Annotated in this window: 15 protein-coding genes; 5 read left to right on the top strand and 10 right to left on the bottom strand. The window is 70.1% G+C overall.

Features of this window, described 5'->3' with window-relative positions; all coding sequences use genetic code 11:
• Positions 1-79: 79 nt before the first annotated feature.
• The 6 genes from G6O54_RS18695 to G6O54_RS18670 all read right to left on the bottom strand — a co-directional run bounded on the left by G6O54_RS18695 (position 80) and on the right by G6O54_RS18670 (position 11,491).
• Complete coding sequence (locus G6O54_RS18695) at positions 80-5,287, bottom strand: hypothetical protein (RefSeq protein WP_165227180.1); 5,208 nt, start codon at positions 5,285-5,287, stop codon at positions 80-82.
• 244 nt (positions 5,288-5,531) lie between these two features.
• Positions 5,532-7,589, bottom strand: coding sequence for a hypothetical protein (locus G6O54_RS18690; protein WP_165227179.1), 2,058 nt, complete (start codon positions 7,587-7,589; stop codon positions 5,532-5,534).
• A 190-nt stretch (positions 7,590-7,779) separates the two neighbouring features.
• Positions 7,780-8,982: a HEAT repeat domain-containing protein gene (locus G6O54_RS18685; protein ID WP_165227178.1), complete on the bottom strand. Its 1,203-nt coding sequence runs from the start codon at positions 8,980-8,982 to the stop codon at positions 7,780-7,782.
• A 243-nt stretch (positions 8,983-9,225) separates the two neighbouring features.
• On the bottom strand, positions 9,226-9,561 hold the full coding sequence (locus G6O54_RS18680; RefSeq protein ID WP_165227177.1) for a hypothetical protein: 336 nt from the start codon (positions 9,559-9,561) through the stop codon (positions 9,226-9,228).
• Positions 9,562-9,615: 54 nt separating this feature from the next.
• Complete coding sequence (locus G6O54_RS18675; RefSeq protein ID WP_165227176.1) at positions 9,616-10,605, bottom strand: ROK family protein; 990 nt, start codon at positions 10,603-10,605, stop codon at positions 9,616-9,618.
• 94 nt (positions 10,606-10,699) lie between these two features.
• Positions 10,700-11,491: a class I SAM-dependent methyltransferase gene (locus G6O54_RS18670; RefSeq protein ID WP_165227175.1), complete on the bottom strand. Its 792-nt coding sequence runs from the start codon at positions 11,489-11,491 to the stop codon at positions 10,700-10,702.
• A gap of 222 nt (positions 11,492-11,713) precedes the next feature.
• Between G6O54_RS18670 and G6O54_RS18665 the strand changes: the two genes are divergently transcribed.
• A complete protein-coding gene (locus tag G6O54_RS18665; RefSeq protein WP_165227174.1) occupies positions 11,714-12,469 on the top strand; it encodes a radical SAM protein in 756 nt (251 codons plus the stop codon).
• A 24-nt stretch (positions 12,470-12,493) separates the two neighbouring features.
• Here the strand turns inward: G6O54_RS18665 and G6O54_RS18660 are convergent, their stop codons facing one another.
• Positions 12,494-12,724: a hypothetical protein gene (locus G6O54_RS18660; protein ID WP_165227173.1), complete on the bottom strand. Its 231-nt coding sequence runs from the start codon at positions 12,722-12,724 to the stop codon at positions 12,494-12,496.
• Between the two features lie 212 nt (positions 12,725-12,936).
• The gene (locus G6O54_RS18655) at positions 12,937-13,767 is read right to left on the bottom strand and encodes a TatD family hydrolase (RefSeq protein WP_165227172.1); all 831 of its coding nucleotides are present in this window, start codon (positions 13,765-13,767) and stop codon (positions 12,937-12,939) included.
• A 567-nt stretch (positions 13,768-14,334) separates the two neighbouring features.
• On the opposite strand from G6O54_RS18655, the gene nusA reads away from it, so the two are divergent.
• The 4 genes from nusA to G6O54_RS18635 all read left to right on the top strand — a co-directional run bounded on the left by nusA (position 14,335) and on the right by G6O54_RS18635 (position 21,192).
• Positions 14,335-16,041 carry a transcription termination factor NusA gene (gene nusA, locus G6O54_RS18650; protein ID WP_165227171.1) on the top strand — a complete coding sequence of 569 codons (1,707 nt, stop codon included), beginning with the start codon at positions 14,335-14,337 and terminating at the stop codon, positions 16,039-16,041.
• Between the two features lie 290 nt (positions 16,042-16,331).
• Positions 16,332-19,568, top strand: coding sequence for a translation initiation factor IF-2 (gene infB, locus G6O54_RS38545; protein ID WP_165227170.1), 3,237 nt, complete (start codon positions 16,332-16,334; stop codon positions 19,566-19,568).
• A 114-nt stretch (positions 19,569-19,682) separates the two neighbouring features.
• Positions 19,683-20,141: a 30S ribosome-binding factor RbfA gene (rbfA, locus tag G6O54_RS18640; protein ID WP_165227169.1), complete on the top strand. Its 459-nt coding sequence runs from the start codon at positions 19,683-19,685 to the stop codon at positions 20,139-20,141.
• Between the two features lie 118 nt (positions 20,142-20,259).
• Positions 20,260-21,192 (top strand): endonuclease III domain-containing protein, encoded by a 933-nt coding sequence (locus tag G6O54_RS18635; RefSeq protein ID WP_205678911.1) that lies wholly within the window; start codon positions 20,260-20,262, stop codon positions 21,190-21,192.
• A gap of 207 nt (positions 21,193-21,399) precedes the next feature.
• Here the strand turns inward: G6O54_RS18635 and G6O54_RS18630 are convergent, their stop codons facing one another.
• Both G6O54_RS18630 and G6O54_RS18625 read right to left on the bottom strand, forming a co-directional pair.
• Positions 21,400-21,753 (bottom strand): ATP-dependent Clp protease adaptor ClpS, encoded by a 354-nt coding sequence (locus tag G6O54_RS18630; protein WP_250846976.1) that lies wholly within the window; start codon positions 21,751-21,753, stop codon positions 21,400-21,402.
• A gap of 411 nt (positions 21,754-22,164) precedes the next feature.
• Positions 22,165-23,466: a DUF1015 domain-containing protein gene (locus G6O54_RS18625; RefSeq protein WP_165227168.1), complete on the bottom strand. Its 1,302-nt coding sequence runs from the start codon at positions 23,464-23,466 to the stop codon at positions 22,165-22,167.
• Between the last annotated feature and the right edge of the window lie 180 nt (positions 23,467-23,646).

Raw genomic sequence — 23,646 nt, 5'->3', positions numbered from 1 at the left:
ATCCCGCCTGGTCCGTGGTCTCGACATGCGTGCTCGTCGCTCGATTCGATTCGACTCGACGGCACGGGGGCCGGCTCGATCAACCCGGGCCGGCCGGCGACGGACCGGGTCGAGGTTGTAGCGCCCGCCGATCGGGCCGCAGCGGGGGGGGCGGCGGCGGGAACTGGCCGCCCCGCTCCGGCGCCGGCAGCTTGACGGTCGCCGTGGTCTGCTGCTTCTCCGCCAGCTTCATCAGCTCGCCGATGGGCAGCAGGCCGATCCGCCTGAGCTTGCTCGCGGACTCCTCCTGGACCGGCCAGAAGAGCCCGGTGTAGCGGTTGGCCCTCATGAAGATCCGCTGCTCCATCCCCTCGGTCCCGATCCCGGCGTCGAGGAGGCTCTTCCGATTGACGATGTGGAGCTGATCCTTCGGATAGGCCAGCCGGATCGCCAGGCAGCGCCTCTCGACGCGGCGGCCCTCGCCCACATCGACGAAGTGGCTCTCCACGTTCAGCCCCTCCAGGACGACCTCGCTCCCGTCATCGAGCCGGAGCCGCCGACTCGAGTCCCCCTCGAGCGAGATCTCGGGCAAGGTGCGCTGGACCTGGCCGGCGGTCAACCACCAGCCGCGGAGGATCGGCCGCGCGGGCCCCTGCCCCGCGGGATCCTTGGGCCAGTTCGGCACGTCGATCTCCCAGGCCGGGGCGGGATACGTGGGGAGGTCCCGCCAGATCGAGGTGAAGGTCTCCGGGGATTCGGCCTCGATGCGGAACCAGGCCGCCTGGGGATAAGCCTGGCGGATCGGCTCCGGATCGGGGAGCTTCATCGCCACCTGCTCCAGCGAGACGAGCGTCCGCAATCGATCTCCGTTCTCCCCGGGCGTGACCAGCCCCGCCAGGCCGCTCAGGCGAGACTCCGAGCGGTCCTCGGATTTCCGGGCCGTGAAGTCCTCGCTGTAGAGCCCGCGCTGGAACTCGATCCTGTCCCCGACGTCGACGAGCTTGATCAGGAGGTGTTCGGACCTCCGGAGATCGACCTTGTGCGAATAGGCCCGATCCGCGAGCACGCTGACCGTGTAGAGGCGATCGGGATCGAGGCCGTCGAGCCACCAGTGGTCCTCCTCGCCCACCCGCGTGACGGGGAGCAGCTCGTCGGAGATGGGGCGATCGTGCTCGTCGTAGACCCGGCAGGCGAGGTCCTGTCGGATTCCCTGCTTGAGGCTGGAGAGCAACTGGCCCAGGTCCTTCACGGCGACGAAGGTCCCGGGTCGATCCAGCCTCCGCAACGGCTCCTCGAAATTCTCCTTGGCCTCCTGGAGTTCCTTCTTGGCCACCTCGTCATCATTCGGGGCGAAGTAGACCATGTTGACCTGGATGGCCGTCTTGTCGAACGCCTTGCCGATGAAGTCCGCGATGTTCGCGAACGTCGGCTTGCCGTCGCGGACGGGGTTGAAGTCCGTGTTCTTCATGAATCGAGTGTCCGCGCCGTCGGTGAGGACCAGCAGGGTCTTGAGGCCCTTCGCCGCGAGCAGGTCGTTGCCGGCCGCATGCCACATGGCCTGGACCAGGGGCGTCTCGCAGAACGGCCTGTACTTCTCGAGCTCGGCGAGCAGCCCGGGACGCTCCGAGAGGCTCCATTCCTTCGGCTCCCGCAGCCGTTTGATCGTGTTCTCCGGGGCGAGGACCCTGGGGTCGCTCTTCAACGGATTGGGCTCATTCACGTCGACCTGGCTGAAGATCCAGAGGCTGAGCCGGGTCCCCTGCGGGATGACCTGGAGGAGCTGGTCCAGGGCGGTCTTGGCCTCGGCGATCCGCTCCCTGCCGGAGGGGGTCAGGCCGGTCATGCTCCCGGACATGTCGAGCACGATGGCGATCGCGCCGTTGCCGGAACCGAAGCGTCGGAGCAGGCGCTCGTCGGCCCGGACGCAGAGGCTGGCGCGGGGGTCCACGGTCGGGGGGCTGATGGAGATCTCGTGGGGCACGGGATGGAGCTCGAAGGCCGTCCGGCTGTCGAACCGCTGGCCGCGGTAGAAGCCCTCCACCACCAGGGGGCAGGTCTTGACCACCGGCCGATTCATGGACTCGTCGGATTCGACGGATCGGATGGTCCGCGACGTGACCGCGAACTTCGCGACGTCCCCCCCCGTCCGCCAGGGGGCCAGCTTGTAGCCGCCGTTCCCGTCCACGAGCTCGAGATCGGCCTCGGTGCCCGCGGCCACCACCGGCCGGATGACGGGGAGGCCGGGGGGGATGTTCTCCGCCGCCCCCTCGGCGCCGATCCGGTACGCGACCTCGCGGAACGGCTCGGTTGTCATGAATTCGTGGGGCGGGCCGTCGATCTTGAGCCGGTCGTTCCGGGCGAGCATCTGCTGGACGCGGACGATCTCCGGATCCTTGGCACGGATCCGCGCCGCATCGCCGACCAGGCGGGAGCCGACGGCGCGGTAATAGGGGACGATCGCCCGGTGATCCTCGTCGAACCAGTGGTCGCGCCACGCCCGCTCGGCGAGCCAGAGGAGGAGGCCACGGATCCGGAGTCGGCGATCGAGGGTCGCCGACTCGGGGTCGGGATCCGGCAGGGCTTCGGCCCCGCCGTCGAGGATCCGATCGAGTCGGCTGGCCGTCGTCATCCGGGTCGCCGCCGCGGCCGGCTCCGCGTCGCGAGCCTCGTCCCGGGTCAGGTCCTCGACCCGGGGCGCGAGGCTCCGCCAGCGGAGGCCGATGGCGTCCCCCGCCTCGGCGATCGACCTCCACCAGGGGCGGTCCCCTCCTTCCTCGAAGGCGCTCTCGATCTGCTTCGAGACCTGATCGAACGTGGGACCCCCCTGGAAGCCCGGCGCGTTGAACCAGGCCTGGCCCAGGGCGGCCATCGCCATCCGGCCCTGGAGCCGGCCGCGACGCCTCAGGACGTCGGTGGCGACGTCCAGGTCCGCCGGGGTGGGTTGGGGGGAATCTCCGCCCCCGGCCAGCTTGAAGTCGTGCAACCGGATCGCGTCCAGCCGGTCCCACAGGGCGGTCCGCTGCGCGAGCTCGGGGTTGTCCGGGAAGGGGACGGCCGCGACCGCCACGGCGGCCTCGCAATCCGCCGGCCGGCGGTCGCCGGCAAGATTGCTGGCGTGATCCCGGAATCGCCGGCCCAGCGCCTCCATGCCGGACGACAGGCCCTGGCGGAGCTTCTCCAGCGAGGCGTCCTGGGCGTCGCCGGCCTCGTCCAGGCGGTCGGCCAGGGCGTGCGCCTGGCCGTAGGTCTCGACGACCGCGTTGGCCAGGTCATCCTTGCCGAGTTCTTCCGGACGGCGATGTCCCATCCAGCGGGCGTAGTCCTGGAGCGAGGACAGGGCGAGGTCCCGGGCCGAGATCGCCTGCCGGACCCTGTCCCCCCCGGCGATGGCGGACCGATAGAGGGCCTCCGAGGCGGCCAGGGACTGCTCCGCGCGATCCCAGGCGGACTCGTCCGAGGCGAGGAGCTGGTCCTCGCCGAGTCGCCGTTGCTCGTCGGCCCGGTCGACAAGTCCCCGCAGCCAGGGCATGAGCCGCTCGCTGAACCCATAACCCGCATCCTTCTCCGGGATCCCCAGCGCCACTCGCTCCGCCAGGCGGCGGATCCGCAGGGCGCGAGCGGCCCTCGGCCAGAATGACGGCGGCCGTGGCGTGGCCGGCCGCAGGAACCCGTCGAGCATGATCAGGAAGTGGGCCTCGGAGGGCTGGGGACTGCGCGAGTCCCGCGTCTGCTGTCGCAACCGGTCGGCCGCGATCGCGAGCCCTTCGCTCGGGTCAGGGTCCGCGATGGCCCGCTGGATGAGGTAGTCGTCGACCCGGCATCGGAGCGGTTGGGCCGGATCCGCCTCGGCCGCGGCGAACGTCTTCTGGATCTCCTCCCAGGCTCGCGACGGGTCGGTGCCCGCGGGGGGCTTCCAGAGTCTCGAGAATTCGGCGTCCGCATCGCGCCGCGCCGGTATGATGGCCCCCTGGACGGAGGACATGACCAGATTGTGTTGGGGCGACTCCGTCAGCTTCGTGAAGTAGCGGTCGGCCCGGATCCGGGCCTCGAGCGAGCTCGTCCGCTCGGCGAGCGGGTCGAGCTGCTGGGGGGTGGCGCCGGACCGGGCCAGCTCCTCGTAACGGATCAGCGTCGCCCGATATTGCCGCCACCGCCGGGGCGAGTAGGTCGAGGGGTGGGGCGACAGCCGGTCGAGCTCCTGAAAGGACCGCCACTGCCGGGCGAGGGCCGCCTGATCGAGGGCCGCGGGGGTATCCTGCGACGGCTGGGGCTCCGCCGTCGCCAGGTGCACGCTCGAGACGGGGGGACGCGAGGGCGTCTTGCCGGCCCGGCCGGCCTCGGCCGCGGCGGCCTCCGCGGGGAGCAGGACGGGCTCCTGGATGGCCCCCCTGGCGTTCCATGCCCAGTTGCGGACATTGCGGCGGACATACTCATGGAGCGACTTCAGGTCGAGTCGGCCCCCCGAGTTGATCGTCCGGTCCTGGAGGGCCTGGATGATGTAATGGAAGAACGCCGACCGCCCCAGCCCTTCCGACGCCCAGCATTGCTGGTCGACGTCGCAGCCGCTGAGGACCCAGAGGTTTTTCACCCGCCGGATTTCCGGCTCGAGGGCCTCCAGCCGTCGCGCGAAATCGTTATAGAGCATCCCCAGCCGCCAGTCGGCCGGCACGAGCGCACCCTCGAGGACGAGGATCTTGTTCTGATCCGGCGGCAGTTCCGCCATCGACTTGATGACGTGCGCAAGGTCCAGCCGATCCGGGTTCGGCCCGGAAGACCGGGCCGGGATCAGGTAGGCGGATTCCGCGGTCGTGCCACCGTGGAGCGCCACCGCGATCAGGAGGGTCCGATAGCCCCTGGCCGAGCCCTTCAGGTCCTCGATGAGCGCGTCCCAGTCGGTCGCCAGGTCGAGCGGGGTCGCCCCCCCCTTGATGAGCTGCAGGGTGGCGGGCGGGAAGAGCGACCAGCGTGGCGGCACCCGAGAGACGGCCTCGAGCCCCTGCAGCCCCCTCCACCCCAGCAGGTTGTGAGGGACCGCCAGGTTGGTGGAATAGTCGGCCCCCACCAGGACCACCGCCGCCGGGTGCGGGGGCCGGAACAGGAAGATCAGGAAGAGGATCAAGGCGATGCAGGCCGCGAGTGCCGTGGCCACGCCGACGACCTTGAAGTTCCTCGACCGAGGCCCCTGGGCCCGATTCGCGGCCGGGAGGTTGCGTCTGCTCCATTCGTGCGACGACGGCTCGGCGGCCCGGGGCTCCGCCCCCGCTCGCTTCCAGGAGGGTCGAGCAGGCCGGGGGCTATCATCCGACATCGACGGTTCCCCTCGAGTGGCTTGGGCCGAGATGCATCACGGAGTCCCCGAATCATAACCCGCGGTGGTTGCGTCCTCGAACTCGAAAACGGCCCGGGTCGGCCATTTTGTTCGGGGCCGGCGCTGGCGGTCGCCCTCTCCCGTCAGGATCATGCCGGGATCGGGATGACCGAAGCGGCAACGCGAGCGGGGGCCGGCACGGCCCCCGCTCGAGTCGATCGCGGCGACTGGGAGGTTATCCGCCTCAGAAGAGGAATCGGACCTCGAAGCGGAACCAGGGGCTTGCCCACTGGCCGGGGGTCGTGGACCAGGTGAGTGCGCCGCCGAGGTCCACCTTGTTGCAGATCGACCACCGCAGGCCCGGCCCGATGTTGAAGTACGACACCCCGCCGCCGGAGGCCACGAACCCGGGGTGCTTCCCGCCCCTGGCGGGATTCACGGGGCCGTACTTGGGATAGCCGTGCGGGCCTACGCCCGTCTGCCGCTGGCGGATGAACGCGGGATCCGAGTAGCCGCCGTCCTGGAACGACCAGCCGTCCATCTCGAGGGTCCCGATCAGCGGGCTATCGGGAGTGGTCCAGAGCAGGACCTGGTTGAGGCTCATGAGCCAGTAGAGGACGCCGCCGCGGATCTGGGGATCGCCGCCGATCGGGATCCACTGGCCGACCTGGGCCTGGTAGAAGGTCTCCGGGCCGATCTTGAGGGCGGCCAGGATCGACGGGTCGAGCGAGATGTGGCCGGTGCCCAGGCCGAGGCTGGCGTTCCCCGTGGGCATGTAGGTCCGGAACTGGAAGGCGACCTGGAGCAGCTCGGTGTCGAAGAGCATCGACTTGGTGCCGAAGTTGATGTCGCCGAAACCGGCCTGGGTCGGGCTGTAGAGCGGGTTGATCTGCCGGTAGGGATACTCCACGAAGAAGCTCCCCTTCTCGCCGGCCGCCTCCTGGTAGAGGTAGAGCTCCGACCAGTTGAGGCTGGGATCGCCCTGCCATCGGTACATCTGGCCGTTGCGCCGGGCCGTCACGTTCTTGGGGAAGCCCGGCCCGGTCTGCATCAAAAAGAAGAGGTTGCGATTGGGGTGCGTCATGTCGAGGCCGCGGTCGACCCGGATTCGCGTGACGGTTCGGGGGCGGGCATAGTCGGCGAAGAGCGACGCGTTGGCGACCGGATCCCACCTGGGCTGGTAGCAGGGGTCCGGGCAGCAGATCGCCTGGTAGAGGTTCTGCATGAAGGCCCCGACGACCGTGTTGCACTCGTTGGCGGGGAGATTGCACGGGGGCCGGCCGGGGATGCAATTGCCGTTGGCACATCCGGTGAAAACATGACCATCCGAGGAGATATGCCGGGTGCCGCAGGTCGTGCAGGTGGCCCGGTCGACCTCGTCGTCGCTGGTCTTCGGCCCCTCCGGGGGCGCCGCCGGGGCGAGGGCCGGGGCCGCCGCCCGACTTGCGGACTCGGCCGGTCCGGCCGGCGGGGCGGCGGGGACCGAGACGGCGAGGGGCTTCTCCTCCCTCGGGGGCGTCGCGACCGGGGCCGGCTCGGCCGGCTCCGCGGCGGGCTTAGCCGGCTCCGCGGCGGGGGGGACTGGCGAGGCCGGCGGCTCGGACTCGACCACCATGGCCGGCTGGGCCTCGAGCTCGACGCGGGCCGCCGGAGGTTCCGGCTCGGCGACGGGCTCCAGCGTGGCCGCCACCCGGGCCGGGGCGTCCTCGGCCGGTTGCGACGGCTCGTCATGGGCCGGTTGTGACGGCCGGTCCTCGGCCGTGGCCGCGGCGGGGGCCGGCTCGGGCTGGCCCTCTTCCTTCGGGGCGACGCCCAGGGAGAGGAGCGCGGCGCTCAGGTTCGCGGGGGGGGCCGCCGGGGCCGTGGGCTCCTCAGGCAGGGCGGCCGCCGGGGCCGCGGGCTCCTCAGGCGGGGCGGCCGGGCCGGACTCGAGCACCAGCGCCGTCGCGGCCGGGGGGGGCGGTGCGGGCACGGGTGCGGGTGCCGGCTGGGGATGATCGGCGACGAAGACCCGAGGCGGCGGGATCGGGGCGGACGTCCGGGCCGGTGGGGCCGCGGGGATCAGGCGTCCGAGCTCGTCGGGGCGGAAGGCCCGCGGGGGCGGAATGGCCGCCCGTCCGTTCGAGCCCGACGCCTTCGGGGCGGAGATGCTGCCGGCACCGGCCGCGGGTGCGGCGAGGGCCTGATCGGCGGGGGGATTTCCGTCCACCGCCGCCGGGCACTCGGCGACGGGGACGAGGGCGGCGAGCACGGCCCATGCCCCGTTCCGAATCCAGTTTCGACGCGAAGCCTCGGCGTTCACGTGAATGACTCCTTTCATCCCTGGGCAGGCCGCCAGCGTCCTGCCTCACGAGCGGTCGAGACCGATTCGGGGAGATATGATTGGGAAGAAGTGAGGGAGATTTGTCGTTCCGGACGTGGATCCGTCGGCGACACGAATGCTGGGTGACCCGGACGGGTCAAGAGAGATGAAGGCGTAGACGGGTCTCGGCTCAGCCGGGATTCCGCGGTCGGACCAGGAGTCCGAAGAGGCCGCGCTTGGCGGGGCTCGAGGACGGGAAGCCGTCGCCGGCCGCCGGGGCGTTCGTCCCCGTCCCGGACGGGACGTAGGAGCTGGGCATCACTGCGTTGTCCGTCGGGGCCGCCGACGTGGCGGGGGCCGCGGCCGGCCTCGGCTGGCGCGACTTGGCGTCGATGTCTCGCCTCGCCTTGGCGAAGGCGTCCAGCACCGACTTCCGGCCGGGCTCCAGCGTGTTCCGGGGCTGCGGATGCTGGGCCATATCCACGAGCGTCCGCCGCGCCTCGGCGACGGTCTGCTCGTAGGTCTTCACGCGCGGACCCTCCTTGGCGGAGCGGACGGACGTGACCACCGCGTCCGGATCGGCCTTGGTGGAGGTGGTACTCTCGGGCTTGGCCCGCTTCTTCGGGTCGGGGAGCGCCCGCGGGAGCGAATCCTCGGGGCTGGCTCGCTCCTCGGTCGCCGGGGGGCCCTCGACCTCGTCCGGCACCTTGGTCAGGCAGTTCTGGAGCGCGGCGAACGCCGCGGCGCGGACCCGGGCCGAGGTCTCCGCCGGTGCCCCCTTGGCCTTCTCGCCCGCGACGCAGATCCTCAGCTTCTCGATCACGTCCTGATCGCAGCAGCAGCCGTTGCCGAGCGCCCTGGCCGCCGCATAGCGGACGCACTCATTGGGGTCGGTGGCCAGCGCCGACATCAGTCCCTGCTTCGCCTCAGGGAAGCGATTGCAGTCCACCGTGCCGAGGTACTCCACGGCCGCGACCCGGGCCTTGGCGTCGGCCTCGCTGGCCTGGATCTTGGCCGCGGCGGCCTGTGCCGCCCCGTTCGGCTTGTTCTCCAGCGCCTGGATCGCGGCGGGGCTCGGGGCCGCGGGGCAGAGGTGGGAGACGAATCCCCCGGTCACGGCTCCCATGGGGCCGGTCATCAGGCTGTTGAGCATCTGCCCGAACTGGCAGCTACAGAGCTTGTCCTTGCAGGCCGCGAAATTCTGCGGCGTCAGGCCCAGGAAGCCCCAGATCGTCCGCTGCGGGGCGACCGCGGCCCCACCCAACGACGAGACCGCCCCCGGGACCGTCCCCGCGCCGGTGCCCGGGATGCTCGGAATCCCCTGGGCCCACGTCTCGGGCGAATAGGTGCCGATGCACAGCAGCCCGAGCCAACCGACCCCCCATCGCGACAATCGGGCGGCGCCTCCGCCCGCCGTCGAACTCCGTGCACCTCGTTCCGGCATGGCCACGTCTCCTCGAGCAGAAGTGATCGATCGCGGCAGAAAGGCGCGACGCGAGATCTCGCAGCCAGAACGGCCGGGATCCCTGTCAAGAAATGGTGACTTCAACGGAATTATCGGGTGGCAGCGGCGCGGACTTTATGGATTCTATCGATTTGTATCGATGCGGATGATTCTCCGGCCTGTGAGGATCGCTCAGCGGCTGCACGTAGGGATCCGGGAATCGGCGGGATATCGGCTCTCGAGATCGCGGAGGAAGCGGGCGAGCTGGTGCCGGCCTTCACGGTGAAGCCGGGGGAAGGCGTGACGAAACCAGCGATCGGCGGGGGAGGCAGCCCGAGGCCACAGGCTCAGGCCGCCGACCACCAGGAAGGGCATCCCGACCGGGCCGGGGAGGAGGATGCCGCCGACCCCCGCGACGATCAGGAGCAGGCTCAACTCCTTCGGGAACGGCTCGGGATCGGGGCGGCCCGCGGGACGTCGATCCGGAACCGCCGCGGCACCCTCGACGGGCTCATTGGCGTCTGCCATGAATGCGTCCTCCGGTTGGCGATCGCGGGGCCTCGGGAGAACCGGGCCCGGTGCTCAGTGGGGACCTACCAGCGCGCCGCGGGCGTAGCCGGCGGCACCGATGAAACCGGCATCGCCGCCCAGAGCGGCGAACTCCACCCGGATGGCTCGAGCCAGCATCGCGAAGGTCATGGAGTGGATCTGGGATCGGATCTCATCCAGGAATGGCCGGCCCGAGCCGATCATGCCGCCGCCGAAGAGGATCAGGTCCGGGTCGATCGTGTGCATCACGCTCACGGCGCCGACCGCCAGGTAGCGCGCCGTCTCCCGCATCAGGGTCGAGGCGAGTGCGTCGCCCTCTCGCCAGGCTCGGTCGATGGCCTGGCTCGTGAGGTCCTCGGGGGCAAGCTCGCGGAGGAGGCTCGGCGCGTCGTCCTCCGCCAGGGCCTCGGCGGCCCGCTTCACCAGGGAGGTCGCCGAGGCGTAGGCCTCGAGGTGGCCGGTCCGGCCGCACGAACAGAGCCGGCCGTCATCGGCCTGGATGATCATGTGGCCGCATTCACCGCCGTGGCTGTGCCGGCCATCGACGATCCGCCCCTCGTGGATGATCCCGCAGCCGATCCCGGTCCCGAGCGTGAACAGGATCAGGCTCGTTGATTGCCGGCCGGCCCCGACCCAGTGCTCTCCCAGGGCCGCCGCGTTGGCATCGTTCTGGAGGAAGGTCCGCTTGCCCAGCCGCTCCGCGAGACGGTCCCGGAGCGGGAAATGATCCCATCCCGGGAGATTGGACGGCTCCAGAAGCATCCCCCGGGAGAGGTCCATGGTCCCCGGGGAGCCGAGCCCGACCGCGGCCACGTCATCCCAGCCGAGGTTGCCGGCGTCGACGGCCATGTGGGCCGCCTCCGCCAGCCGCTCGATCCCGAACTCCGGCCCTCGATCCGCCTCGGTCGCGATCCGGATCGAGGTCAGGGCCGTCCCCGAGTCATCGACGACCCCGCACTTGATGTTCGTCCCGCCAAGGTCGATACCCAGGAAATAAGGCGGCCGTCGACCGTCGGAACTCATGAACCCGCACCCCGTTGCATCCGCTCATCGCCGTGGCTGATCTCAGGATGGCATACTCTACGGCCTGGCGAGGCACGTGGTCAACTCGGCCGGTTCAGAGCCCGTCCCGCCGCTTCCGCGCCAGGACGAAGATCGTATGCGGATCCTTCCAGGGCGACAGGGCGACCGCGATCAGTTTCAGGATCGGAAAGAACGCGACCGTCAGCGGATCGGTCCACTTGCCGAAGACCCGGTGCTGGATCCAGGTCACGGCCGACGATCCGAGCGTGCCGAACCGGAGCCGATCCACGGGTTCGAAGCCGGATTCTTCGAGGACCCGCTCGAGCTGCTCGAACGTGTAGCCGTTGCGGACATGCCAGCCGTCCTCGAACCGCGTCACCCGGATTCGCTCGGAATGGGCCTGCCAGTCGCGATGCGGGGTCGTGATGTAGACCAGGCCGTCCTCCGCGAGCAGGTCGCGAATCTGGCGGAGGGCCTTGGGGGCGTCCAGGATGTGCTCGATGACGTCGAGGAGGATGACCTGCTCGAACGTGGCCCGGCGTTCCGGGTCGGCCGCCAGCGATTCCAGGGTCGCCTGGCGAAACTCGAGGGCCGCCGCGGAGATCCCGAGATAGGCCCGCATCTCCTCGCAGTTCCGCTTCTCCCACTCGTGGATGGTGATGCCCAGGCAGCGCGCGCCACGGCGGACCGCCTCGATCGAGAAGTATGCGTTGCCGCAGCCGCAATCCAGCGTCCGCACGGGCTGGTTCGGAGTCCCTTCCAGGAACATCCGGGCCACCCGAGACTTGTCGCGGCTGACCCAGTTCGTCCCGGGAAACATGAGTTTCTTGAGGCCGAGCCGCGCGCGAGCGGCGAGGGAGAGATTCTCCGTGTAGGCGCGGAGCATGGGATGATCCTCCTTGATGCATCGTCGACGGCGATGACGTCCCCGGTGTTCTCCGGGCCGACACGATAGTCGGCCCGGCCCCGGGCGGCAAGGCCAGTCGTGCCGGGCCCGGCCGTGCGGCCTCTTGTGGGACGGATGGGGTTCTCAACGACTCGGCGGCCGCGATACGCTGGAACGCCCCGATTCCCGAACCTGATCCCACGCCCACAGAACACCAGACCGATGAGTACCGAGGTCAAGAAGCCGAGCCCCGAGGCCACCATCCTCCCCGCCCCCGAGAGCCGGGCCGGGGCCGATCTCGCCCGCCGCCTGAGGCCGCTGATGGGCAAGGCGGCCGGCTCGCTCGTCATCCACGAGATCTACCGCAGCCTCCAGGGCGAGAGCACCTTCGCCGGGCTCCCCTGCGTCTTCATCCGACTCACGGCCTGCCACCTGCGATGCGTCTATTGCGACACGCCCCACGCCTTCCACGAGGGACGCGTCGTCGTCCTCGAGGACGTGGTGGAGCAGGCGCTGGCCCTCGGTGACGACCTGGTTGAGATCACCGGCGGCGAGCCGCTCCTCCAGGCGGAGGTCTTCCCGCTCATGTCTCGGCTTGCCGACCTGGGCAAGACCGTCCTGCTGGAAACCAGCGGCGCCGTGGATACGTCACGCGTCGACCCTCGGGTCCGGATCATCCTCGACCTGAAGACGCCGGGATCGGGCGAGGAGTCCGCCAACGTATGGCATAATCTTGATCGGCTCAAGCGGATCGACGAGGTCAAGCTCGTCCTGTGCGATCGACGCGACTTCGACTGGGCGGTGGCCGTCGTCCGCGAGCATCGAATCCTGGAACGCTGCCCGGTCCTCTTCAGCGCGGTCGCCGGCAAGGTGAACCCGACCGAACTCGCCGCCTGGATCCTCGAGACGAGGCTCCCGATCCGCCTTCAACTCCAGCTACACAAGATCCTCTGGGATCCGATGGCCCGGGGAGTCTGAGTCATCTCGATTCCCGTCGATCGCTCACCAGCCCAGGGTCGGCCGCAGGCCCACCATGTACTGGATGCCGATCAGCAGGACGACGTACCCCACGATCCGCAACGCCATCTGGGATAGATTACCCGCCAATTTGAGGTAATCTTGCCCGGTGCTCAGGCGGGCGACTCCGCTCCGAGACGCGATCCACGCACCGACGGCGATCAGGAAGAGGATCGGGCCGAAGATGAGGAGACGTTCCAGGCCGGCCGAACTCATCGTCATTGGATCCCCCGGGTGGGACATTGATCCACCCGAACCCGAGCCCTGCATCCTGGGGTCGTCGGTCGGCGAACGAACGCCATCGACGGCCCCGCCGGGAGCGTGATTAGATAGGAGATGCCCTTCCGCGTCGAGGCGAAAAACGACCCGCTCGCGGTCGTCCTTGCCCGGATTGACGGTCATGACACCTGCACAGTTTGGGCCAAACGTCAGGGAAGTTCCATTTCCTCGAGCGTCTCCTCGACGGGCAGCCGGAAGAGTGCCCTCGCATTCGCGGTCGTCTGCTCGGCGAATTGCTCGACGGGCGTGCCGCGCAACGCGGCGATGAACGCGGCCGTCCATGCGAGATGGGCCGGCTGATTGGGGCGGCCGCGTGCCGGGCTCGGGCTGAGATAGGGGCTGTCCGTCTCGACGAGGATGCGATCGTCCGGGATCGTCCGGACCGCCTCCCGGAGCCCGTCGAGCGAGCGGTTGGTGAACGTGACCATGCCGGCGATCGAGACGTGGAGCCCCAGCGAGAGGAACGCGGCGGCATGCTCCGCGTTGCCCGTGAACGAATGCAGGACGCCGCGAATCGGCCGTCCCAGTTGGCCCAGTTGGTGGATGATGTCGGCCTCGCAATCTCGGCAGTGGATCACGACGGGGCGATCGAGCTCGATCGCCAGCCGGAGGTGCCGATCGAACCATTCCTGCTGGAGCGGGAACGGGGCCCGGTCCCAGTATCGGTCCAGCCCCGTCTCCCCGATCGCGACGACCTTGGGCTCGCGGGCCAGGTCGACGATCGTCTCCCAGTCTCCGGACGAGGCCTCCGAGACGTGGTTCGGCTGCACCCCGACCGCCGCGAAGACTCCGCGATGCCTCCCGGCGATCGCGACGACGGACCGGCTGTCCGCCGCCGTCGTCCCGATGGCCAGGATCTGCTCCAGCCCGGCCCCCCTGGCTCGCCGCAGGACGTCATCAAGGTCGCCCCGGAGCCGGTCATCGTCGAGGTGAGCGTGCGTGTCCACGAGGGGCCCGTGGTGCGGGATCGGCGGCGTCATCCGTTGCTCCGTCAGTCGCCGACGCGTCGGCACGTCGGCCCGGATCGAGGTCAGGTGCGCCCCGCCCGCCTCGCGACCCCACGTGCCGGGGCGCGAGGGCGCCCCGGTTGGCGGGAGGTCGCCCGAAAGCCAGTGGGCTGGAGACGTTGGGACGACCTGGAGCTTCACGGAGGCGGGACGCGCCCCGGCTCGTGGCCGTGCCGCTTCCGGGGGCGGCCCGCGGGGCACCCCGCGAATTGACCGTGCATTGTTGTGGCGCTTGACAGAGGTGTCAACTCTCAGATAAATTAAGTACGGAGCCGAGGCTGCGAAGAGCCCGTGGTTTCAGCGTCGGCTCCTGCGGGGCTTGGTTCGTTCTCCGCCCTCGATCGAATCCGTGCGATCGATCGAGCCGAGAAGGGCCAGGGGGAGGCGTTGCTCTGCTCGATGGCAATGCGACAGGAAGACCGAGCCCCGCCCGCAAGCCGGGCGCGGCTCGTCGCATTTTCCGGGTCGCCCGGCGTGATCGTTCGCGGTAAGGTTCGGCAACCATCGAGACGGTGGCGAGCAACGCTTCGGAGGGATTGAATGAGTGTTGACCTGGTCCGGATCGTGGATAGCATCCACCGCGACAAGAACATCCCCAAGGAAGTCTTGATCGAGGGGATTCGATCGGCCGTGCAGACCGCGGCCCGGAAGCACTATCCGGATGCCGAGACGATCGAGGTGAACTTCGACCTCGACACCGGCTCGCTCGATGCCACGATGGACGGGGTCCGCATGGACCCCGCCGAGCTCGGGCGGATCTCCGCCCAGACGGCCAAGCAGGTGATCATCCAGAAGTTCCGCGAGGCCGAGCGGGACAGCCTGTTCGACGAGTTCGAGGACCAGCGCGGCGACCTCGTCACCGGGACCGTGGTCCGGTTCGAAGGCGGGGCCGTCATCGTCAACCTGGGGAAGACCGACGCCATCCTCCCCCGCGGCGAGCAGATCCCCGGCGAGAGCTATCATCCCAACGAGCGGATCCGCGCGATCATCCTGGACGTCCGCAAGGTGGGCCAGCGGGTGAAGATCATCCTCAGCCGCACCCATCCGGACTTCGTCCGCCGCCTCTTCGAGCTCGAGATCCCCGAGATCGCCGACCAGATCATCGCGATCCGGGCCCTCGCCCGCGAGGCCGGCTATCGGTCCAAGGTGGCCGTCACCTCGATCGACACCAAGATCGACGCCGTCGGCGCCTGCGTCGGCGTCCGCGGCACCCGGATCAAGAACATCGTCGATGAGCTGGCCGGCGAGCGGATCGACATCGTCCGCTGGAACGAGTCGCTCCTGGTGCTCATCCCCAACGCGCTCCAGCCCGCCGAGATCGACGAGGTCATGCTCTGCCACCTGCTGGGGCGGGCCATCGTCCTGGTCCGCGACGATCAGCTTTCGCTGGCGATCGGCCGCCGCGGCCAGAACGTCCGGCTGGCCTCGAAGCTCGTCGGCTGGGACATCGAGATCATGACCGCGGAGGAGCTCGACGAGGTCATCGAGAAGGCCGTCAAGTCCTTCGAGAAGATCGACGGCGTCGAGACCGAGCTGGCGGAGCGGCTCGTCGAGCAGGGCATCCTCAGCTACGACGACCTCTCCGTCATGGAGATCCCGGACCTGGTGAACACCATCGAGGGCCTCAGCGAGGAGCAGGCCACCGAGATCGTCGCCAGGGCCGAGGTGATGGCCGAGGAGCAGTCCGACGACCTCCCCCGGCGCAAGGGGGGGCGGGCCGCCGCCGCGCTGCTCGAGCAATTCGCCAGCCAGGAGGCCGCCGAGGGGGCCGCCGTCGCGGAGGACGCCCCGGAGGCCCACGCGGCGGAAGCCGAATCCGGAGACGATCCGGATCCGGACCAGGACGAATCCCCCGACCACGAGACCGACCCCGAGAATGCCGGCAACTCGGCCGCCGCAGTCGACTCGGCCTTGCCCGCCGAACACGACGCCGCGGCCGAAGACGACTTACCCACCGACGAGATCCCCGATCCGGAGGCAGACGAGGCGAGCGACGACGAGATTCACGATGTGGCCCTCGCGGAGGAGAAGTACGGCCGATCGCGACATGGCCACGAAGTGACGTCGAGACCCAGCGACGAGGACCAGGGGGCAACCATCCGCATCGTGACCGATGCGGTCGAGAAGGGCGCCGGCGATCGTCCGGCCTCTTCCGAGCCGGACTCCCCCCCCGCCCTCGCCGAGGCGACAACCCCCGACGATCGTGAATCCCCCGAGGTCACGCCGCATGGCGGCGACGTGTCATAGCGAACCCGTTCGGGCCCCCGAGCCCCGTCGCGCCGGGGGCCACCTGCCGTTGCCATCCGAGAATCAAGGTCGTTCCGGGCGTCCCGCCCGGCCTCGGCGAGACGACGCTTCCGGGTCCCCAGCCCGTGGCGGCGGTCGCGGAGGGCCGGCCTTCGCCCGATGCTCCAGGCCGCCGCATCGAACGGGGAATCAGCCCCGCCCCGGCCGGAGCAGCCGCATCGCACACCAGAATTCAAATCGAGGCCGTGAACGCAACGGCCATCCGGAGCCGACTCCGGGAGGAGCTGCCTTTGTCCACGCGTGTTCACGAGTTGGCGAAAGAACTGGGACTCAAGAGCCAGGACCTGCTCGAGCGCATCCAGGGCTGGGGCCTGGACGTGAAGGAGAGCGTCCTGGCAAGCCTTGACCCGTCGACCGTGGAGCGAATCCGGGACCTGATGAAGCAGTCGCCGAAGCCCGCCGAGGGGATCGGCGCCGCCAGGGCGAACCCGGCCGTCGCCCCGGCCGCGACCGCCGCCGCCCCGAGGCCGACACCCCGGCCGGTGGCGACGGCCCCGGCCCAGGCCCCGTCGTCCGGCGCCGTGACCGGTCCGCCGGCCGGCAACCCCGCCGGCGCCCGCCCCCCCGCCGCCGCCGCCGAAGCCGCCGACCCCGTCGCGCGGCCCAGGCCCGCGACCGTCGCACCCCCTGCGCAGGCCGTCCCCTCCGGCCAGTCGGTCATCCATCCGGCCTCGACCCCGGCCGCCGGCGTGTCCTCCACGCCCTCGGCCTCCGGCCAGGCCGGCGCCCCGGCCGCGTCTCGCGGCGTCCCGATGAGCTCGCCGCCCCTCTCCCGGCCCGGCGCCAGCCAGGCCGGGGCCCGCCCCGCCGGCGGCCCGCTCGCCGGCCATACCCCGCATCGCGGCACCGCACCCCGCCCCGGCGCCCCCGCCGGCCCGGGAGGCTCGTCCGCCACGGATCGATCCATCCGACCCCAGGGGCCCTCGCCTTCTTATCCGGCCCACGACGCCGGCGGCGCAACCGGCTCCCAACCCTTGAAGCGGAGCGATTACATGTCCTCGGCGGGAATCCGCCCCCCCATCCAGCGCGGCTCCTCGGCGTCTCCGGCCTCCGCCGCCGGCACTCCGCGACGCCCCGGCGACGAATCCCCCGCCGACCGCGACCGTCGAGATCCCAGCGCCCCGCGCCGGCCGCTCCCCCCCGTGGCCGCCCCCCAGGCCCCCGTCCAGCGGTCCACCGCCGCCGGCCGGCAGGCCCCCCAGGCCCCGGAGGCCAAGTCCCAGCGTCCCGAGAAGCGGATGACGCGCGAGGAGATCCTCAACCTCATGCGGACGGGCCAGCTCGGCTCGTTCCCCGGCGCCCCCCCCGCCGGGCCGGGCCCCCGCCCCGGCGTGCCGGGCGCCCGGATGCCCGGCGCACCCGGCTCCGGCGCCGGTCGGTCACCCGCCGCGCCCGGCCCTCGGCCCGGCCCCGCCGGCCCGCGGATGCCCGGCCCGCCGGGCTCGTCGCCCGCCCCCGTCGCACCCCCCCCGGCCGGCTTCGACGAGGAGGACGATCGCAAGAACAAGGCCCGCGTCGGCTCCTCCGCGGACCGGGCCGGACGGCGCGCACGCCGGACCGAGCGGGCCACCGATCGCCGCTCGTCCTCGCCCCAGCCCGCCAGCGCCCTCCTCAACGACGACGATGACGGCCGCCGCTCGCGCGGCCGGCGGTCCCAGCGCGGCTCGCACCGCGCGGCCGTCGCCCCGACTCGCAAGAGCCAGGCCCAGATCGAGCCCCCCATCTCCGTCCGCAACCTCTCCGAGGAGATCGGCATCAAGGCCAACGAGCTGCTCCGCAAGCTCATGGCCATGGGGGAGATGGCCACGATCAACACCACGCTCGACGAGGACCTGGCCACCATGCTCGCCATGGAGTTCGGGGTCGAGCTCCAGGTAGTCCACGCCCGGACGGCCGAGGATGACCTCCTCGAGTCCCTGGCGCCCCAGGAGGACGCCGAGCACCTCAAGCCCCGGCCGCCGGTCATCACGATCCTCGGCCACGTCGACCACGGCAAGACCTCGCTCCTCGACCGGATCCGCAAGGCGAACGTCGTCGACTCCGAGAGCGGCGGCATCACCCAGCACATCGGCGCCTACCAGGTCGAGTACAACGGCAAGCCGATCACCTTCGTCGACACCCCCGGCCACGAGGCATTCACGGCCATGCGGGCCCGCGGCGCCAACGTCACGGACATCGTCGTCCTGGTCGTGGCCGCCGACGACGGCGTGATGCCCCAGACGATCGAGGCCATCGCCCACGCCAAGGCCGCCGAAGTGCCCATCGTCGTGGCCCTCAACAAGATCGACCTCCCCAACGTCGATACCCCCGCCAACATCAACAAGATCCTGGGCGAGCTCGCGCAGCAGGGGCTCAACCCCGTGGAATGGGGCGGCGACGTCGAGGTGGTCAAGACCTCCACCGTCACCGGCCAGGGGCTCTCCGACCTCCTCGCCACCCTTGAGACCATCGCCGAGCTCCACGACCTCAAGGCCGACCCGGATCGCCCGGCGCGGGGCACCTGCCTGGAGGCGGCACTCTCCGAGGGCCGCGGCGTCCTCGCCACGGTGCTGGTCCAGGAAGGGACGCTCAAGGTCGGCGACGTCCTGGTCTGCGGCGACGGCTTCGGCCGCGTCCGCGCCCTCTTCAACGACCGCGGCCGCCCCATCGAGCAGGCCGGGCCTTCGACGCCGGTCGAGATCTCCGGCCTGGACGTCGTCCCCACCGCCGGCGAGGCCTTCGGCGTCATCGACGACGTCGGCCGGGCCCGCGAGATCGCGGAGACCCGCCGCTTCCGCGCCCGCGAGGCGGCCCAGGCCGAGCGCCAGACCGTCACGCTCGAGAACCTCTACAACCGCATGGCGGAGCAGAAGGTCAAGACCCTCAACCTGATCGTCAAGGCCGACGTCCAGGGCTCGATCGAGGCCCTCGCCAAGGAGCTCGAGAAGCTCGAGAACAACGAGGTGCCGATCCGCATCCTCCTCAAGGGCGTGGGCGGCATCACCGAGAGCGACATCCTCCTGGCGGACGCCTCCCAGGCGATCGTCATCGGCTTCCGGGTCGCCCCGGAGGACCGGGCCGTGACCCTGGCCGACGAGAAGGACATCGAGATCCGCCGCTACGACATCATCTACCAGGTCACCGACGACATCAAGAAGGCCGTCGAGGGCATGCTCGTCCCCGAGGTCAAGGAGGTCCACCTTGGCCGCGCGGTCGTCCGCCAGGTCTTCAGGATCTCCAAGGTCGGCGCGGTGGCCGGTTGCTTCGTCACCCAGGGGACCATCGAGCGGGCCGCCAAGGTTCGCCTGATCCGCGAGGGTCGCGAGATCTACAAGGGGGCCATCGATGCCCTCAAGCGGTTCAAGGATGACGTCAAGGAAGTCCCCCAGAACTTCGAGTGCGGCATCAAGATCGCCAATTACGACGACGTGAAGCCGGACGACGTCATCGAGGCCTATCGGGTCGACATCATCCGCCGCACCCTCTGATCGAGGACGGGCCGGGCCGGGCACGCCGCCCGGCCCGGCCAGGTCGCCCCCGCAGGTCCGCCGGCACGCCGCCGCGTCCCGGCCGGCTGTCCCGCACTTCCCCGAGGTCCCGGAATGCCTTCCCACCGCAGCCTCCGAGTCGCCGAAGCGATCCGCGAAGTCGTGGCCTCGGCCGTCCTCTTCGAGGCGGCCGATCCCCGGATCCGCGGCGTCACGGTCCTCCGCGCGGAGGTCGCCGGCGACCTGAGGAACGCCACCATCTACGTCTCGGTCATGGGCTCCCCCGCCGAGCGGAAGCTCGCCCTCGCCGGCCTCAAGCACGGCACCGGGTTCTTCCAGGCCAAGGTCGCCGCGCGACTCCAGACGAAGGTCACCCCCGTCCTGTCCTTCAAGCTCGACGACAGCGTCAAGAAGTCCGTCGAGATGGGCCGCCTCATCGCCGAGGCGGTCGCCTCGGACCGCAAGTCGGACCCGGACGCACCGGACCCGGACCCGGACGCACCGGACTCGGACCCGGACGACGAGGACGATTCCAGCCCTGCCGGTTCGCCCGCCGAGCCGGACGCCCCCTGAACCGAGTCCCGGCCGTGACCCCGGGCGAGAGACTCCCGGCGGCTCAGGGCGCACCCATCCGCCGGGAACGAATCCCTACACGAAGAGACGCCCCAACCGCATCCGAACAATCTTCCCCATGGCCACACAAAGCAAATCCCAGTTCCTCAACGATATCCACACCCACCTGAAGCGCAGGTACAAGCCCAAGCCGGATCGATCGCCGGGGCGTCTCAGCATCCTCGAGGCCGTCGTCTATGGCGTCTGCCACGAGGATGTGACCCGGGAGCAGGCCAACCAGGCGCTCTCACGCTTCAAGGATGAGTTCTTCGACTGGAACGAGGTCCGCGTCAGTCCCATCGAGGAGGTCCGCGAGGCGCTCGCGGACATCCCCGACCCGGAGGGCCGGGCCCAGCGGATCCGCAGGTTCCTCCGGCAGCTCTTCGAGAAGACCTACGCGTTCAACCTCGATGCGCTCGCCAAGAAGCCGCTCAAGGAAGCCCTCAAGACCCTCCAGCCCTACGAGGTCTTCAAGTCCGATTTCGTGACGGCGACCGTGATCCAGCTTGCCCTCGGCGGCCACGCCATCCCCGTGGACGAGTCCTCACGCCGGGCACTCGGCCGCCTCGGGATCACCGAGCCCGACGTCCCGAGCCTCCGCGCCGTCCTGGAACGCGCGGTGCCCAAGAACCGGGGCCAGGAATTCATCGAGCTGATCGAGGAGCTGGCGCACGACACCTGCCTCCCGGAGACGCCCGAGTGCCCCCGCTGCGAGCTCCGCAAGCTCTGTCCCTACGCCCAGGCCGCCAAGGAGGCCGCCAAGGGGGGCGGGAAGCACCACGCGGCCAAGCCCGCGGATGCGCCCCCGGCCGCGGCGAAGCACGCCGAGAAGGCTGAGGAGAAGTCGAAAGCCGCCGGCAAGGACGGAGCCAGGAAGGCAAGCCACCCGGCCCCGGATCCTTCCCCGGCCCCTGCGCCGGCTTCCTCCAAGAAGCCCTCGGCTCGTGGCCCGGCCGCCCCGGAGCCCCCAGGTCCACCCAAGTCTCCTCCGACCAAGCGCGGAGGGAAATGAGCACGACGGGCGGAAGCCCGCCGTGGCAGAGCGAGCAAGCTCCTTGCCCGAGGCGAAGCTCCCAGACCCTCCCTCGATCGTGAGGGAGGGATGGCGCGAGGGGGCTATCGCGATCGACATGCGACTCCGCCTTCGCGTGAGGCGAGCCAGCTGCCTCACGGCCCGTGCGAAGTCAGCGAGGCGGACACCACAACCACTGTCCGATCATCACCGAGCGGGTCGCGGCTCCAGCGTCACCTTGAGCGGCAGCGCGGAGGCCCTCGACACGTCCGGGTCGGGGCCGCAGGACTGGATCTGTTCGGCCTTCAGCTCGGCCACTTCGAGGGTCCCCAGCCAGACCTCGCTCCGGCCCAGGACATGGGCCGTCAGGGTGAGCCGGAAGGCCTTCGGGCCGCTGTATCCGAAGACGCGCCTCAGGACGCCGACCACGAACCTGAAGCCGTTCACACGGTCATTATGAAGGACGACCGCGTAGGGCGGCTGACGCCGCGGCTTCTCCTTCGTCCCCGGCTCGTTCGCAGGCACGGTGCGGACCACCATGCTCTCGGACAATTCGTCCATCACGGCCGAGTCCCCTCCCCGCTGATGAACCTCGATGCACCCCTCGTCGGCCCCGTCGCCAGTTTATCCTAAATTCTCGCCGGACGACGCCAAAAATCTGGTGATATTCCCTCGCACGGCGATTCCTATCCGCTTCCACTTCACCTTCTCGCCCCCTGGCACGAACGGGAGGGAAGCATCCGCTCCGCCCGGCGCCTTGATCGAGGCGTGGCCGTCGCTCTGGCCCCTCCCCCGGTCCGGCCCGGTGGGCGCCGCCTTCGTCTGTGACGGTGTTCGGCACGGGACGGTGATGACCAGCGTTCCCCTCATTTGAACTCGGGGGCTCGAGACTCACCGATGGCCCCGCTGAGGGGGCCAGGGGCATTCCTGCCTGTCCCGCAGCGAACCCGAAAATCAAGCCGTGACAGGGCTCTAGCGGATCGGATTGAGCACCAGGCCGCTGAGGAGCTTGGGATAGAAATACGTGCTCTTGGGGGGCATCGTCTCGAGGTTGGAGGCGATGGCCTCGACGTGCTGCATCTGGGCCGGGGGCACGAGGCAGGCGAGGTCGCAACCACGGGCCGCAACGTCGTCGAGGACCTCGCGGATCAAGTGGACGTAGCGGCACTGGGCCTTTCCGCCCGCTCCGCCCAGCAGGTGATCGACGGCCAGGACGTGGAGGATGCTCACGCCGAGGGCCCGCCAGTCGGGGCTCTGCTTCGGGGCCAGGCGATCCATGGCGTCGTCCGAGCGGAGCCGGGCCAGCGCCCAGGCGCCGTCGGCGACGGTGCCGAAGCCCAGCACGTCCTGCTCGCCGCCGGCCTCGATCTCCTCCCAGGCGGCGCGGCAGCCGGCTTCACCCTCGCCCACGCGGCGGACCTCGAACTCGGCGCCCAGTGCCTCGGCGAGGGTCTCGAACGTCAGGCCGGGGAGGCCCGTGACCAGACGATGGGTGGGGAGGATCAGGAGGCCGGGGTCGCTCATGCTCACGAGCATCATCAGGCAGAAATTCGCCGGATCCTCGGGACCGGCGAGCTCCCCTTTCTCCTCGAGGCGGTCGCGGTACTTGAGCGCGGTCTCGTAGCGGTGATGTCCGTCCGCGATGAAGACGGGGCGATCGGTCATCAGCCCCTGCACGGTGGTGAGGGTCTCGGGATCGGTGACGACCCAGAGCCGATTGGTCACGCCCAGGTGGTCGGTCGCCTCCAGCGGGGCCCGGTCGCGGATCCGACGCTCGAGAGCCTGGAGGGCCTCGTTCGTGGCGTCCGGGTAGAGTCCGAATACCGGGCTGAGGTTGAACCCGGTGGCCTCGTAGAGGGCCAGCCGGTCCGCCTTGGGGCCGGCGAGGGTCTGCTCGTGGGGGTAGATCTTCCCCTTGCCGAAGGGCTCGAGCCGGACCCGGGCCAGGAAGCCCTTGCGGGTGTGCGTCTGCCCCTCGACCTCGAACGTCTGCTCGTAAAGATACAGCGCCGGTTGATCCTCGGCGCGAAGGACCCCCTTCCGGAGCCAGTCGCGAAGGAAGCCGGCGGCCCGGGTGTAGCGATTGGAGGTCTCCGAATCGCCCTCCTCCGGCCGGTTCAGCTCGAGGCGGATGATGTTGTACGGGCTCTCGTCGTAAAGCCGTTGCTGGAGCGAGGCGTCGATGACGTCATAGGGGGGGGCCGTCACCTCGGACAGCGCGCCGATCTGGGCCACATCGTAACGGACGCCGCGGAACGCTCGGACTTCAGGCATTTCGTGACCTCGGGCTGATCTACGGGAGGCGGGAGATGCGGATCGACGCATCGCCGGCCCATGCGATCGCGGTCGATCGCGGAACCTCAGGCGCCTGAATAGGACGCGTCAAGGAGAGGGGAAACGGTAACACAGCCGGGGCGATGCCCTCAAGGGATGTTGGCCGGAAGCCACCCGCGG

Source organism: Aquisphaera insulae (assembly GCF_011064615.1).
Taxonomy (GTDB): Bacteria; Planctomycetota; Planctomycetia; order Isosphaerales; family Isosphaeraceae; genus Aquisphaera; species Aquisphaera insulae.
This window is presented reverse-complemented; position numbering and strand designations above follow the sequence as displayed.

Coding starts and splice junctions, on each gene's coding strand:
- G6O54_RS18695 (WP_165227180.1), bottom strand. CDS start 5,287: ATGTCGGATGATAGCCCCCGGCCTGCTCGACCCTCCTGGAAGCGAGCG.
- G6O54_RS18680 (WP_165227177.1), bottom strand. CDS start 9,561: ATGGCAGACGCCAATGAGCCCGTCGAGGGTGCCGCGGCGGTTCCGGAT.
- G6O54_RS18675 (WP_165227176.1), bottom strand. CDS start 10,605: ATGAGTTCCGACGGTCGACGGCCGCCTTATTTCCTGGGTATCGACCTT.
- G6O54_RS18670 (WP_165227175.1), bottom strand. CDS start 11,491: ATGCTCCGCGCCTACACGGAGAATCTCTCCCTCGCCGCTCGCGCGCGG.
- G6O54_RS18665 (WP_165227174.1), top strand. CDS start 11,714: ATGAGTACCGAGGTCAAGAAGCCGAGCCCCGAGGCCACCATCCTCCCC.
- G6O54_RS18660 (WP_165227173.1), bottom strand. CDS start 12,724: ATGAGTTCGGCCGGCCTGGAACGTCTCCTCATCTTCGGCCCGATCCTC.
- G6O54_RS18655 (WP_165227172.1), bottom strand. CDS start 13,767: ATGACGCCGCCGATCCCGCACCACGGGCCCCTCGTGGACACGCACGCT.
- nusA (WP_165227171.1), top strand. CDS start 14,335: ATGAGTGTTGACCTGGTCCGGATCGTGGATAGCATCCACCGCGACAAG.
- rbfA (WP_165227169.1), top strand. CDS start 19,683: ATGCCTTCCCACCGCAGCCTCCGAGTCGCCGAAGCGATCCGCGAAGTC.
- G6O54_RS18635 (WP_205678911.1), top strand. CDS start 20,260: ATGGCCACACAAAGCAAATCCCAGTTCCTCAACGATATCCACACCCAC.
- G6O54_RS18630 (WP_250846976.1), bottom strand. CDS start 21,753: ATGGACGAATTGTCCGAGAGCATGGTGGTCCGCACCGTGCCTGCGAAC.
- G6O54_RS18625 (WP_165227168.1), bottom strand. CDS start 23,466: ATGCCTGAAGTCCGAGCGTTCCGCGGCGTCCGTTACGATGTGGCCCAG.